Source organism: Streptomyces sp. NPDC051364 (genome assembly GCF_040682115.1).
GTDB lineage: Bacteria > Actinomycetota > Actinomycetes > Streptomycetales > Streptomycetaceae > Streptomyces.
In genome coordinates this window covers 1-13496 of record NZ_JBFBAH010000035.1, presented here as the reverse complement: position 1 = coordinate 13496, position 13496 = coordinate 1, and the positions used below count along the sequence as shown (strand labels likewise).

The 13496-nt window shown below is 70.1% G+C and carries 9 protein-coding genes and 8 pseudogenes; 11 read left to right on the top strand and 6 right to left on the bottom strand.

The annotated features are described in order from the left end of the window. Positions 1-139: 139 nt before the first annotated feature. The gene (locus AB0M76_RS37250) at positions 140-766 is read left to right on the top strand and encodes an NAD(P)H-dependent oxidoreductase (protein WP_365957171.1); all 627 of its coding nucleotides are present in this window, start codon (positions 140-142) and stop codon (positions 764-766) included. Positions 767-996: 230 nt separating this feature from the next. On the opposite strand, the pseudogene AB0M76_RS37245 reads toward AB0M76_RS37250, so the two are convergent. Beyond that, positions 997-1300 (bottom strand): annotated as a pseudogene (locus AB0M76_RS37245) (hypothetical protein). Positions 1301-1482: 182 nt separating this feature from the next. On the opposite strand from AB0M76_RS37245, the pseudogene AB0M76_RS37240 reads away from it, so the two are divergent. Beyond that, positions 1483-1869, top strand: a pseudogene (locus AB0M76_RS37240) (transposase); the annotation flags it as partial. An 8-nt stretch (positions 1870-1877) separates the two neighbouring features. Here the strand turns inward: AB0M76_RS37240 and AB0M76_RS37235 are convergent. After that, positions 1878-2316: pseudogene (locus tag AB0M76_RS37235) on the bottom strand (helix-turn-helix domain-containing protein); the annotation flags it as partial. Between the two features lie 88 nt (positions 2317-2404). On the opposite strand from AB0M76_RS37235, the pseudogene AB0M76_RS37230 reads away from it, so the two are divergent. The 7 genes and pseudogenes from AB0M76_RS37230 to AB0M76_RS37200 all read left to right on the top strand — a co-directional run. After that, positions 2405-2653, top strand: a pseudogene (locus tag AB0M76_RS37230) (aldo/keto reductase); the annotation flags it as partial. A gap of 84 nt (positions 2654-2737) precedes the next feature. Then, positions 2738-3584: pseudogene (locus AB0M76_RS37225) on the top strand (aldo/keto reductase); the annotation flags it as partial. A gap of 62 nt (positions 3585-3646) precedes the next feature. Then, positions 3647-4263: pseudogene (locus tag AB0M76_RS37220) on the top strand (NAD(P)H-dependent oxidoreductase). Positions 4264-4298: 35 nt separating this feature from the next. Next, the gene (locus AB0M76_RS37215) at positions 4299-5192 is read left to right on the top strand and encodes a glucose 1-dehydrogenase (protein ID WP_365957170.1); all 894 of its coding nucleotides are present in this window, start codon (positions 4299-4301) and stop codon (positions 5190-5192) included. Then, positions 5189-6190 carry a PHP domain-containing protein gene (locus tag AB0M76_RS37210; protein WP_365957169.1) on the top strand — a complete coding sequence of 334 codons (1002 nt, stop codon included), beginning with the start codon at positions 5189-5191 and terminating at the stop codon, positions 6188-6190. Before AB0M76_RS37215 ends, AB0M76_RS37210 begins: the two co-directional genes overlap by 4 nt. A gap of 151 nt (positions 6191-6341) precedes the next feature. After that, a complete protein-coding gene (locus tag AB0M76_RS37205) occupies positions 6342-6902 on the top strand; it encodes a hemerythrin domain-containing protein (protein WP_365957168.1) in 561 nt (186 codons plus the stop codon). 194 nt (positions 6903-7096) lie between these two features. After that, positions 7097-7600 (top strand): hypothetical protein, encoded by a 504-nt coding sequence (locus AB0M76_RS37200; protein ID WP_365957167.1) that lies wholly within the window; start codon positions 7097-7099, stop codon positions 7598-7600. A gap of 593 nt (positions 7601-8193) precedes the next feature. Here AB0M76_RS37200 and AB0M76_RS37195 read toward each other — a convergent pair. The 3 genes from AB0M76_RS37195 to AB0M76_RS37185 all read right to left on the bottom strand — a co-directional run bounded on the left by AB0M76_RS37195 (position 8194) and on the right by AB0M76_RS37185 (position 11784). Next, entirely contained in the window at positions 8194-9663 is a 1470-nt protein-coding gene (locus AB0M76_RS37195; protein WP_365957166.1) for an ornithine decarboxylase, read from the bottom strand. A 272-nt stretch (positions 9664-9935) separates the two neighbouring features. Next, the gene (locus AB0M76_RS37190; RefSeq protein WP_365957165.1) at positions 9936-11120 is read right to left on the bottom strand and encodes a zinc-dependent alcohol dehydrogenase; all 1185 of its coding nucleotides are present in this window, start codon (positions 11118-11120) and stop codon (positions 9936-9938) included. Positions 11121-11370: 250 nt separating this feature from the next. Then, the gene (locus tag AB0M76_RS37185; RefSeq protein ID WP_365957164.1) at positions 11371-11784 is read right to left on the bottom strand and encodes a CBS domain-containing protein; all 414 of its coding nucleotides are present in this window, start codon (positions 11782-11784) and stop codon (positions 11371-11373) included. 202 nt (positions 11785-11986) lie between these two features. On the opposite strand from AB0M76_RS37185, the gene AB0M76_RS37180 reads away from it, so the two are divergent. Together AB0M76_RS37180 and AB0M76_RS37175 are read left to right on the top strand one after the other, a co-directional pair. Then, the gene (locus AB0M76_RS37180) at positions 11987-12382 is read left to right on the top strand and encodes a hypothetical protein (protein WP_365957163.1); all 396 of its coding nucleotides are present in this window, start codon (positions 11987-11989) and stop codon (positions 12380-12382) included. Then, positions 12379-12768: pseudogene (locus AB0M76_RS37175) on the top strand (endonuclease); the annotation flags it as partial. The gene AB0M76_RS37180 and the pseudogene AB0M76_RS37175, both read left to right, overlap by 4 nt. 240 nt (positions 12769-13008) lie before the next feature. On the opposite strand, the pseudogene AB0M76_RS37170 reads toward AB0M76_RS37175, so the two are convergent. Further along, a pseudogene (locus AB0M76_RS37170) lies at positions 13009-13347 on the bottom strand (IS5 family transposase); the annotation flags it as partial. Positions 13348-13496: the final 149 nt, after the last annotated feature.

Genomic DNA, 13496 nt, shown 5'->3' with positions numbered 1-13496 from the left:
GGCAGACGTGTGCCCCCACGTTCATCTCTCACACCCGCGAATCCATGAAAGCACCTGCATGCCGAGGGTGAATTCCCCGTGCGGCCGATAACCCGCCGAAACGCGGGATACAGGTCTGGCGTAGGGGTAGCCGGAGCTCATGGACACCACATCGAACACTCCGCTCCGTGCCGTCGCCCTGGTCTGCACCCTTTCCCCCTCCCCCGCAGCGTCCAGCTCCCAGCTGCTGGCCCAACAGACGATGGCCGCCCTCGCCGAGCACGGCGTCACCGGGAAGACCATCCGGATCGCGGATCACGACGTGAAGCCCGGTGTAAAGACCGATATGGGCGACGGTGATGCCTGGCCGAAGATCCGAGACACGATCCTGGGCTGCGACATCCTGGTCCTGGCCACGCCGATCTGGCTCGGACACCCGTCCAGCATCGCCCAGCGGGTCCTGGAACGCCTGGACGCGGAGATCTCCGAGACCGACGACGAGGGCCGCATGCTCACGTACGGCAAGGTGGCCGCGGTCTGCGTGGTCGGCAACGAGGACGGCGCCCACAAGGTGAGCGCCGACCTCTTCCAGGGCCTCAACGACGTCGGCTTCTCCCTCGCCCCGGGCGCCGTCACCTACTGGGTCGGCGAAGCCATGCAGGGCACCGACTACCAGGACCTCGACAAGACCCCCGAGAAGACCACCGCCACCACGGCGGCCCTTGCCGTCAACTCCGCCCATCTCGCCCGCCGGCTGAAGGCCGCCCCCTACCCGCCGTCCTCCTGACCCGGCCGGGTCAGGAACAGCACGAAGGAATCCTTGAGGTCACGTCAGAAAGCAGGAGCGCCTCGCTTCGCGCGGCTTCCGCAATTCCGCGGTGCTCGCGGACTCCGTAGTGTGCTCGTACTGACGCCCACGCTCGGGGATGGAGCCTCGGGGCACGCCTCCGTTCTGCTGCGGGGACCCAACGCCGCCCGGCGCCGCATCCGCCTGCACCGCCCGGCCGCGTCCGTCCCTTATCCCGCGGCAGGCCCGCCGATGGACTCGGGGCGGCTGCTCCGGCGGGCCTGCGTCAGGCCGGCTTCGTGGAGGTGGTCGCGTCCACCCGCAAGATCGTTGACGATCTCACGCTCAAGGTCCGCGAAGGGGCTGGTAGCAGGTGGCGTTGTATGCCTCGATGATCTGGAACGTCCAGCGCCCGGGGATGACGTTGCGACCCACAATCTTGCGCTCCACGAGCTCGGCCTGCTCGTGATACCCGGCCTCGCGCAGAAGCCTCACGCCCTCGTCGAGTTGCATCAGATGAGCGCGACCGCGCAGTCCGGCAGTGCTCCAACTTCGTGCGCTGGGCGGTTGCTGAGGATTTCGGGTTGTCGTCGGGTGGTGAGGGTTCATGATCCCTGCGGTATGCCGGTGGTATGAGGTATCCGGAGGGTGGGGGAAAAAGCCTCGCGGCGGACTACGGGGGCTGGATCATCTTCGAGGACGAGGCCGGATTCTCCATGACGCCGCCCCCCGCCCGCACCTTGGGCCGGCGCGGACACACCCCCGTCATCCGCGTCCGTGGCCGCTCCCGCAGGCGGACCTCGGTGGCGGCCCTGTGCTGCTACAAACCCGGCGAGAACAGCGGTCTCATCCACCGGCCCCGTGCCCATCTCCTCCTCAAGGGCGCACGCAAGAGCTTCTCCTGGAAGGACTACCACGACCTCCTGGTCCGCGCGCACATCCAGCTCGGCGGCCCGATCGTGGTGGTCTGGGACAACCTCAACACCCACTTGGCTGCAGGGATGAAGCAGTACGAGGCCGAACACGACTGGCTCACCACGATCCGCCTCCCGCCATATGCACCCGGCCTGAACCCCGTCGAGGCCGGCTGGTCACTCGTGCGCACAGCGATGGCCAACAGGTCCATGCTGCGGCTGACGATGTAGGCAGGGTTCGGGCGCAGGTGTTCCAGCAGCAGCTTGAGGTGGGGGCGCACGGTACGGCTGGGCGTCGGCGGTGGCTCGGGCGCGTAGCGGGCGACGCGGGCGGCCAGTTCGCGCAGGTGCTGGTGTTCCTGGTCGTCCAGGTGCAGGGCGCGGGCGCGGGCGTCGAGGACGGAGGCTGGGGCGTGTCTCCTTGCCGCGTTCCAGGCGCACATAGTAGTCGATGCTGATCCCGGCGAGGGTGGCCAGCGCCTCGCGGCGTAGCCCGGGGGTGCGGCGCAGCCCGGTGCCGACGGTGAGACCGGCCTTCTGGGGGCTGGTCTGGGTGTGGCGGGCGCGCAGGAAGAGGCCGAGTTCCGCGCCCTCGCTGTTGCTCGTCCGGTTGGTGGGGGTGCCCTCGGATGCCATGGCTTCAGTGTCACACCGCGCTGACCTGGTCGGCAGTGCGATGGGGGGTCCTGCTGATACCCCCGAACGGCCCGCCCTGCCTACAGAGGCCGACGAGGTCCAGGCCGTGGCCGCCAAGGCCGGCGCCACGCCCGCGCAGGTCGCGCTCGCCTGGCTGCTCGTTCAGGGCGACGACATCGCGCCCATCCCCGGCACCAAGCGCGTGGCCAGGGTCGAGGAGAACACCGCCGCCGACGGCGTCGAACTGACTGTCGAACAGATCGACCAGCTCAGCAGCTTGCCCCCCGCCGCAGGCGACACCCACACCGAAGCCCAGGCCCAGATGCTCGAACGCTGACCGGCACTCCCCCGCCCCCGGCGGCCCCTGACCGTACGGCCGCCCCGAGAACCCCGAACACCCGAGCGACAAGGAAGACACCCCATGCAGAGCGTCACCCTCAACAACGGCGTCAAGATGCCGGTCCTCGGCTTCGGCGTCTACCAGATCCCGGCGGAGCAGACCGAACAAGCCGTGTCCGACGCCCTCGCCGCCGGCTACCGGCTGCTCGACACCGCGGCCGCCTACGGCAACGAGGAAGCAGTCGGCCGCGCCATCAAGACCAGCGGCATCCCCGCGCGGAGAACTGTTCGTCACCACCAAGCTGTGGGTCCAGGACGCCCCCGCCCAGGACAACACCCGTCGCGCCTTCGAGACGTCGCTGAAGAACCTGGGCCTGGACCACATCGACCTGTACCTGATGCACCAGCCCTACGGCGACGTCTACGGCCAGTGGCGCGCCATGGAAGCCGTCAGCCTCGAGGGTCTGGCCAAGGCGATCGGCGTCGCCAACTTCTACCCTGACCGGCTCCTGGACCTGATCCTCAACAACGAGGTCACCCCGGCAGTCAACCAGATCGAGACCCACCCCTTCTTTCAGCGCACCGCAGACCACAACCTCATGCGCGAGCACGGCGTCCAGCACCAGTCCTGGGGCGGCTTCGCCGAAGGCAAGAACAACCTGTGCACCCAACCCGTTCTCAACGAGATCGGCAGGGCACACGACAAGTCCGCGGCCCAGGTCGTGCTTCGCTGGCTCATCCAGCGCGGCATCGTCACGATCCCGAAGTCGGTCAACCCCGGCCGGATGGCGCAGAACTTCGACGCCTTCGACTTCGAGCTCACCGACGACCAAATGGCCCGGATCGCTGCACTCGACACCGGCGCCACGCTGTTCTTCGACCACCACGACCCCGAGATGGTCGCCTGGCTCAGCAAGCGCCGCCTGGAGACAGACCGGTCTCGCCACACAGAGAGCGGGATACGCGGTGACGATCCGGGTAGCCGGACCACATGGAGACCACTACCGAAAGCACGCCGCTGCGCGCTGTCGCGCTGGTCTGCACGCTCTCGCCCTTTCCCAAGCGGCCCAGCTCGCAGTTGCTGGCCGAGCAGACCATGGCCGCCCTGGCCGATCACGGCGTCACCGGGAAGGTGATCCGTATCGCCGACCACGACGTCAAGCCGGGCGTCGAGATCGACATGGGGGAAGCCTGGCCGGAGATCCGCGACACGATCATGGGCTGCGACATCCTGATCCTGTCCACGCCGATTTGGCTCGGCCACCCCTCCAGCATTGCGCAGCGCGTCCTGGAACGGCTCGACGCCGAACTCGGCGAGAGCGACGACGAGGGCCGCATGCTCACCTACGGCAAGGCCGCGGCCGTATGCGTCGTGGGCAACGAGGACGGCGCGCCCAAGGTCAGCGCCGACCTCTTCCCGGGGCTGTACGTCGGTTTCTCCCTGGCCCGAACGCCGTCACCTACTGGGTCGGCGAAGCCATGCAGGGCACCGACTACCAGGACCTCGACAACGCCCTCGAGAAGACGGCGGCGACCCGGACCCTGGCCGCGAACACCGCGCACCTGGCGCTCCGCGTCAAGGCCGCCGCCTACCCGCCCTCTACCTGATACCCCGCCTCTGACCTTGTTGGAAGGAGACCGTGATGCCCTCCCACGAGCAAGCCCGCCTCATCGATCCGGTGGGGCTGCACCCGCAGCCCCCGTTTCCCGAGCAGGATCAGGACCATCCCGGCTCGACCGAGGCGATGCTTCCCCGCCCTGACCACGGCGAGGCCGACTACGAAGGCCACGGCCTGCTGCAGGGCCGCAGGGCGCTGGTCACCGGAGGGGACTCCGGGATCGGCCGGGCCGTCTGCCTGGCCTTCGCACGTGAGGGAGCCGATGTCGTCTTCACCCACCTGCCCGAGGAAGTGGACGAAGCCGAAGAGACCGCCCGACTGATCCGCGAGGCTGGCCGCACAGCGGTGGCCGTCGCCTGCGACATCCGGCACGAGGACGAGTGCACCGCCCTCGTCGACCGGGCAGTGGGCGAGCTGGGCAGCATCGACTTGCTCGTCAATAACGCCGCCTACCAGATGGCCCAGCCGGACGGGATCGAGGCGATCAGCACCGAGCAGTTCGACCGGGTGATGAAGACCAATCTGTACGGGATGTTCTGGCTCACCAAGGCGGCGCTGGCCCACATGCCGCGCGGCGGCTCGGTGATCAACACCGCCTCGGTGCAGGGCTATCAGCCCAGCCCGCACCTCCTTGACTACGCCATGACCAAGTCCGCGATCATCTCCTTCACCCACAGCCTGGCCCAGATGCTGGCCGAGCGGGGAATCCGGGCCAACGCCGTCGCCCCCGGACCGGTCTGGACCCCCTTGATCCCCGCGACGATGCCCGACCCGACGAAGTTCGGCGAGCAGTCACCGCTGGGCCGGCCCGCACAGCCGGCGGAAATGGCTCCCGCGTACGTCTTCCTCGCCTCCGACCGGGCCTCCTACATCACCGGCGAGATCGTCAACGCCACCGGCGGAACACCGCTGCCGTGACCCCGGACGAAGCTCTGCGTCGGATCGCCTTCCTCCTCGAATGGCGCGGGGCGTCCCCGTACCGGGTGCGGGCCTTCCACACGGCAGCCGAGGCCGTCCGCGACCTGTCACCGGGCCCGGTGGACGCTGCCCAGGCCAGACAGCTGCGCGGGGTGGGCCCGGTCACCGCCGAGGTGATCGCCCAGGCATCGACCGGAGCGGTACCGAGCTACCTCGCCCGCCTGGAGGCCGAAGCCGACCCGGCCGCCGGAGCCGGCTGGGACCTGGCGGCTGCGAGCACCGCGGACTGCCACCTGCACTCCGACTGGTCGGACGGCGGCAGCCCGCTCGAGGACATGGCCGACGCGGCCCGCGCCCTGGGCCACCAGTGGGCCGTTCTGACCGATCACTCGCCGCGGCTGACGATCGCCCACGGACTGGGCCCGGACCGCCTCAAAAGCCAGCTGAAGGCCGTGGCCGACCTGAATTCCAGGATGGGCCCAGCATTCCGGCTGCTCACCGGAATCGAGTGCGACATCCTCGAGGACGGCTCGCTCGACCAGGACGAAGATCTGCTCGGCCGTCTCGACGTCGTCGTGGCGTCCGTGCACTCGAAGCTCCGCTCGGAACCCGAGCCGATGACCGCCCGCCTGCTGGCCGCGGTGCGCAACCCGCACGTCGACGTCCTGGGGCACTGCACGGGACGGATCATCAAGGGGCGGGGGCGCCCGCAGTCCCGCTTCGATGCCGAGGCCGTGTTCGCCGCGTGCGCGGAGGCCGGTACCGCGGTGGAGATCAACTGCCGGCCCGAGCGGCGCGACCCGCCGGACGACCTGCTCGCGCAGGCCGCTGCCGCGGGCTGCCGGTTCGCCGTGGACACCGACGCCCACGCCCCGGAACAGCTGCACTGGCAGAGCTCCGGCTACGCACGTGCGGCACGGATCGGCCTGGGCGCGGACCGGCTGATCACGACCTGGACGCTCGGGCGGCTGCTGACCAGCAGAAGTGGGCGGCAGTAGACCGCCCCCCGCCCCCGCACAGCGGCCCGGCCCGAGACGGCTGTCTCCTCCAAGCGGGTGAGACGCCCCGTGCGACCGGGCGCCCGCACGTCCGGCGGGGAACCGATCGGATCGGGCCGGACAGGCCCGACCCGAAACGCATGGAGGCGACATGGGACACGGCGGGAACGTGATCGACGAGCTGATGGCCGACCACCGCGAGGTGGAGGGGATGTTCAGCCGCATCCAGGCCATGACCGGCACCGGGCAGGAGCTTCGCGATCTCATCGACGAGATCACCATCGAGCTGGTGCGGCACTCGGTCGCCGAGGAGCAGTACCTCTACCCGGCCGTACGCGAGCACGTCGAGGGCGGCGGGCGGATGGCGGACAAGGAGATCGAGGACCACGGCCGCGTCGAGAAGATGCTCAAGCAGCTGGAGAAGATGAGTACCGACGACGCACAGATGAGCCCGCTCCTGCAGCAGCTCATGGAGGAGGTCGCCGCCCACGTCCAGGACGAGGAGAGCAACCTGTTCCCGATGCTGAAGAGAGCCTGCACCCCGCAGCAGCTGGACGATCTCGGTGACAAGATCCGCCGCGCCAAGGCCATGGCGCCCACCCGCCCGCACCCTGCCGCACCGAGCAGCCCCACGGCCAGCAAGCTCCTCGCACCGGGCGCCGGTCTGGTGGACCGGGCACGCGACTTCGTGACCGGCCGCGGCAAGTCCTGAATTCCCACTCTGGGCGGCGGGCCCGCATGTGCGCTTCCGGGCCCGCCGCTCCGGGCGGACGGTGACGTGCGTCATGCCGCACGCCCGTCGCTTGCGGCTACGCTGGTCGGCCACGAGCGGAGCGGCGCAGCTTCGCGCCGCAGCTCGCGGACCCGGCCCGGGCCCAGGCGAGCACGCCCCCCGAGGAACCCCCTGTGTCCGCCGATCTCGCACCCGTCATAGCCGCCGGCACACGCTGGCTGCTCACCGCCTTCCCGCCCTCCGCGGGCGCGTTCAGCCAGGCCCTGGCCGAGGCCCAGGCCCGGCAGGCCGTCACCCTGGCCGCCGCCCTGCGCTACCCGACCCCGCTGGACGCTGAGCTGCTGGCTCTCCTCGGCCCGGGCGGAAGCGCCCGGCTGGACTGGCTGACCGGCGCCGATGACGGCGGCGACGCCGACGCCGGCTGGCGGACGTGGGTGGACGAAGCCGTCGTCAGCTGGGCCGCCTGCCTCCTCGCCGCCCCCGCCCTCGCCGTCGAGGCCCACCGCCTCGTCGAGCGCGGCCAGGCCGGTGATACTGCCCGTCTCACCCGCCCCGGCGACCACGAACACGAGGCCGCGCCCTTGCTGCGCCACCCCGATCTGCTCGAGCCGGTCGCCGCCCTCCACCGAGCGCTACTGCTGGACCTGCTGAACAACGAGAACGCCGCCCTGGGGTAGGGCAGGCTCTACCGATCATCCGACGACGCCCCGGAGGCGAGGACCTGCCGGTGGACGGACGAACCGACCGGTGGGGTCAGTCGGCCGGTGACCGGAAGGCAGCCAGGCTCCCGCTGCCCGGGGACAACCGCTCCCAGCCGCCGAGCAAATCCATCACCACCACGCCCGAGGTCGGGAAACCCGCCCTCACCCGCTCCAGCAGGTCCGGAGGGCCCTCCCGCACAGGCCGACGGCCAGCTCGTGGATACCTGAGTTGTGGCCGACCAGGACCAAGGAGCAGAGGCCCGGTCCCCGTTCCGCCAGTACGGCAGCCAGCATGCTCGGCGCCGCGCTGTAGAGCCGCTCGTCGCACACTGCGGGCGGTGAACCCTTCAGGGCGGGGACCGCGAGCTGCCAGGTCTGCCGCGTCCTGCGCCTTCGCGTGCCGCACCAGCAGCAACCGGCACTTGGCCAACCTGTCGGGGGCTGAGGACGCCGGCCGGGGTGCGAGGGCCGGGAACATGGCCGTCTCCTTCCGAGTGCGTGCGGCCCGGGGCCGTTCGTCCGGGGCCGTTCGTCCGGCCCCGTCCGGCCCTGATCCCGGGCTGGCCGATTCAGCCCTCCTCGCGCAGCACCCTGATGCTCGTCACGTTGGTGTCGACGGCATCGGGGACGACCATGCCGGCCTCGACTCCGGTGCGGAGGTAGCGCAGGACGTCTGCGGTCAGGCGTTCGCCGGGTAGCGCGGCGGGGATGCCAGGCGGGTAGGGAGTGAGCATTTCTGCGGCGATGCGTCCTTCGGCCTGCTCCCACGGGGTTTGTTCGGTGCGTCCGAAGAACGCGTCCCGCGGCAGTAGCGCCTGCTCCAGGCGGAGTTCGGCGGGCGAGGGGACGTGCACGGGCTGTCCGGTGCGCAGTCGGGGGACGTGGGCTGCGAAGTCGGTGAGGGCGGTGAGCAGAATGCCGGCGGTGTGGTCGTCATCGGCGTGGGTGAGCTGGGCACTGATGCGGCGGTGGTCGGAGACGTGAAGGTTGATGCAGTGGTGCCGGCGCAGCCAGTCGGCGGCCCGGTAGCCGGTGACCTGGCAGGCACTGATGTCGATGATGATCTGGAGCGGGTCCAGGTCGGTGGCCTTGCCGGGGCCGCAGAAGTCAGTGCGGTCGTGGACGTGCAGGCCGTCGATGCGGGAGATCCGATCGCGGGCCTGGCCTGCGAGGGCGAGCGCGTCGTCGTAGAGGGCTTTGCCGTGCTCGACCATCTGGCGCCGCCAACCATCGAGAGCCGCGTACACGAGCACGGAGGGGCTGGTGGTGCCCAGCAGGTCCTCACGGCCCTTGAGCACTTCGGGAGCCACCAGGTCGCCTTGGAGGTGGAAGACCGAGCTCTGTTCGAGACCGGAACCCATCTTGTGCACCGAGGTGACGCACACATCGGCGCCGGCGTCCATCGCCCAGGTCGGCAGATCGGGGTGGAAGGGCAGGTGGGCGCCCCACGCCTCGTCGACGATGAGGGGAACGCCGCGGCGATGGCAGACCTCGGCGATGGCGGCCAGGTCCGAGCAGGTCCCGTAGGGGGTGGGGGTGGTGACCAGCGCACCGCGAGCGTCGGGGTGCCCGGCCAGCGCCTCCTCGAACGCCTCGGCCGACGGCGGGTGGGCCAGGTGGCGTTCGGCGTCCCACCGCACGTCGACCCAGATGGGGCGGATGCCGGACAGGACCAGCCCCGAGACCACCGACTTGTGGGCGTCCCGTCCCACCACCAGCTCCTCGTGCGGCCCGGCTACCGAAAGCATGGCGGACTTCACGGACAGCGAGCTGCCGCAGGTGGAGAAGAAGGCGTGCTCGGCGCCGACGGCCTCGGCCATGAGCGCCTGTGCCTCCTCGACGACCCCCTCGGAAGAGGTACGGTCGTCCAGACCACTGGTGGCCAGAACGTCCGAACGGAAGACGGCGTCGCCCAGCACGGCGCGCACCCGGGGGTCAGCCCCGCGTCCCTGCTTGTGTCCCGGCGGAGTGAACGGCGTCTGACCGGACTCGTGGTAGGCGGCCAGCGCGTCCAAAACGGGCGTCCTCGACTGATCCATACCTGCCCGCCTGCCCATCCCAAAGGCGCGGAAACGCCGCCCCGCGTCCTCAGGCAGTACCGGCCATAAGGCCCGGAGAGGATCTCGGAGACAGCCTCACCCGCCTCGTCCGCGCGGTCACCGCCACACCCCCGACTGACCCCAGCCTCGGAGACCTGGTGACCGCCCTCGCAGCCCCAGGCGAACGCCGGGACGATGTATGCGTCCTCCGCATCACCTCCAGCCAGCGCAACAGGGCAACGGGCGTTGACGCGCCCCGACCGGTTCAGCCGTCAGGGACGGAAGAGGACCTTCACCATGTTGTCCCGCTTCGCCTGGAAGTCCGCGTACGCCTGCGGAGCGTCGTCCAGTGGCAGGTGGTGGGTGGCGAAGCCTTCGACGCCGAGAGGATCGCCGTCGGTCAGCAAGGGCATCAAGTCGTCGACCCACCGGCGGACGTTGGCCTGTCCCATGCGCAGCTGGATCTGCTTGTCGAACATCGTGAGCAGCGGGAGCGGATCGGCGGCGCCGCCGTAGACGCCGGCCAGGGAAATGGTGCCGCCGCGCCGTACGAGCTCTATGGCCAGCTTCAGGGCGCCCAGGCGGTCGACCCCGGCTTTCTTCATCAGTGCGGAGGCCACGGCGTCCGGGAGCAGGCCGGTCACGGTCTGTACGGCCGTGGCGCCGACACTGCCGTGGGCCTCCATACCGACGGCGTCGATCACGGCGTCCGGGCCTCGGCCGCCGGTGGCACTGCGGACCGCGTCTACGAGCTGGTCTCCGTAGTGGGACAGGTCGTAGACCTGGACGCCGTGGCCTGCGGCGCGGGCGAGCCGTTCGGGGACCAAGTCGATGCCGATCACCTTGCCGACCCCTCGGTGGGCGGCGATGCGGGTGCACATGTCGCCGATGGGCCCGAGGCCCAGGACGGCGACGCTGCCGCCGGGCGGGATGTCGGCGTAGACGACGGCCTGCCAGGCGGTCGGCAGGACGTCCGACAGGTACACGAACCGTTCGTCCGGCGGCCCTTCGGGAACACGGATCGGGAGCGTGTCGGCGAAGGGGACGCGCAGGTATTCGGCCTGCCCGCCGGGCACCTGCCCGTAGAGCTTGGTGTATCCGAGCAGGCTCGCGCCGCTGCCGTGCTCGTGGACCTGGGTCGTCTCGCACTGCGAGTGCAGTCCCCGCTCGCACATGAAGCAGGTCCCGCAGGCCACGTTGAACGGCACGACGACCCGGTCGCCGACCTTCAGTTCCCGGACCTCTGGCCCGACCTCGGCGACGACTCCCATCGGCTCGTGTCCCAGGATGTCCCCCGCGTCCAAGAAGGGCCCGAGCACCTCGTACAGATGCAGGTCCGATCCGCACAGGCCCGTCGTCGTCACTCGGATCACGGCGTCAATGGGATCGGCGATCTGCGGGTCCGGAACGGTTGCCACCTCAATCTTGCGGCGGCCCTGCCAGGTCACGGCTTTCATCACGCCTCCTGGGTCACGTATGCGTATTGCTGCACCTCGCGGCCGGCGCCGCAGGATCAGTGCGCTTCGCCTCCGCGGGAGGCGCCCTGGAGGGCGACGCCGATGACGGCGGCCGCGTGTCTGATCCCACTGGGACGTCGGCTGTGCCCCTCGTGGCCGGTGTCGGGCATGCCCTCGCCTCCGTCGCAGGCCTCGGCCTGCCGCTCGCCCGGGCGGCCAGAGCTCTTCACGAGCCGCCCGGGGGTGAGTGTCAGCTGGAGAGGGCTTCGAGGAGTTGGCCGACCTGCGGATCGGGCAGAGAGCGGGCGACGTCGGCCTGGGCTACGACGCCGACGAGGGTGTGGCCGTCGATCACGGGCAGGCGGCGAACCTTGTGCTCGGTCATGGTCCGCAGGATCTCGGCGGCGTCGTCGTCGGCGCCGATGGTGACCGCCTCGCCCTGGGCGAGCTCACCGGCCGTGCAGGTGGCGGGGTCCTTTCCGGCGCCGAGGACCTTCACGACGATGTCGCGGTCGGTAAGCATGCCCTTCAGGAGTTGATCGCTGCCACAGATCGGCAGCGCACCCACCCCGAGGTCGGTCATCTTCTTCGCCGCGTCGAGGATGCTGTCGTCGGCACCGATGCAGGTGGCGTCCGGCGTCATGATCTCGCGTGCGGTAGTCACGATGCGTCTCCCGAGACTCGATCGGCCACGCGGCCGGTCCCGGTGGCCTGGTATCCGCGCGCCTGCCCGCTACCGGGTCCGCCAAGCAGCCCACGCCCGGCTCATTCGACACGGCACGGTGAGCTGATCGGCGAAGAACGCCTCATCGACACCGTCGTCCCCGCGATTCTCCTGGCGCAATGGCACCCGCCGCTCTCTGCGGGTGTGCGACGGACGCACGCCTTTCGACGACGTACGCGCCTTCGCGCGCGGTGTCGCCGACGTCCTGGCCAGCCGCCACCCTGACCAGTTCACCACCGAGCCCAGGAAGAAGGCCCGCCGCGGCCGCCTCTACCTCGACATCGGGCGCAACGCCTACGCCCAGACCGCCGTCGCCCCCTACGCCGTCCGCGCCCGCCCCGGCGCCCCCGTCGCGGCCCCACTGGTCTGGCGCGATCTCGACGATCCAGACCTCACCTCCCGCCGCTGGACCCTCTCCACCGTCGACGACCTGCTCAAGGAAGACCCCTGGCGAGACCCTCCCCGGCCCCACTCCCTCCGAAGGGCCCGCAGCCTGCTCACCGCACTGACCCGTGACGAAGCGAGCCCGACGCCATGACACAGCCACGACACGCGACCATACGAAGGCTGATGGACACGTACGGGCGGACCCCTGCCGAGGAAGCCGGCATCAAGCTGCGGAACACACCGGCGCCCCTCTACCAACTGCTCACCCTCTGCGTGCTCTTCTCCGTACGCATCAAGGCCGACATCGCGGCGGCCGCCGCCCGCGAGCTGTTCGGAGCCGGGATGCGGACACCGCGGGCGATGACGGACTCCTCCTGGCAGGACTGGGTGGACGCACTCGGCCGCGCCCACTACCGCCGCTACGACGAGAGCACAGCCACCGCGCTGGGCGCCGGAGCGGAACTCGTCCTCGACCGGTACCGCGGCGACCTAGGCCGGATCCGCGAACTGCTGCGGGAGATCCCGCGGATCGGGCCACGAATCTTCTCCAGAACGGGCTTGAACTGCGTGCACTCGGCCTGCTGGCCCGCGGTGACGATCAGGAACAGCGGCAGCGGCCGTCCGTGCTCAGATGGAGCTTGGTGGTGAACCCGCCGCGCGAGGCCCTCACCGCCAGCACCACCTCACCAGGCGGGCGAGGAGGCTCTGCCAGGGCGTTTCATCCCGGTGTTCCGCTGGTTCGGCCCCCTTTGAGGCAGGGGCCGGTGGCGGATCGGTACGGGCGCCGGCCGCGTGCTGATGCGCGCGGACGATGGTGGAGTCGAGCGAGATGTCCCCGTCGATCTCACCTGCCGCGTCGGCTGCGGCCTGGACCTGGAGCAGTCGCTCCCAGGTCCCGTCGGCGGACCACAGGCGGTGGCGTTCGTAGACGGTCTTCCACGGGCCGAAGCGTTCGGGCAGGTCACGCCACTGAACTCCGGTCCGAACCCGGTGCAGAATCCCATCGATCACCTGCCGGTGATCAGGCCACCGGCCACAACGCCGATTGCTGACCGGCAGGAACGGCCGCAGCCGTTCCCACTCGGCATCACTCAGATCGCCCCCCCATGTCCACAACAACGACTCGGGAGCGGAGCAGTCACATGATCGGCCGGACAAGTCCTAGGCGGAACTAGGGTCTGTTGCGAAAGTGGATCTTGATCGGTGATGATCATGGTGTGGCGCGTGGAGATCTGACGGATGCACAGTGGGCAAGGCTGGAGCCG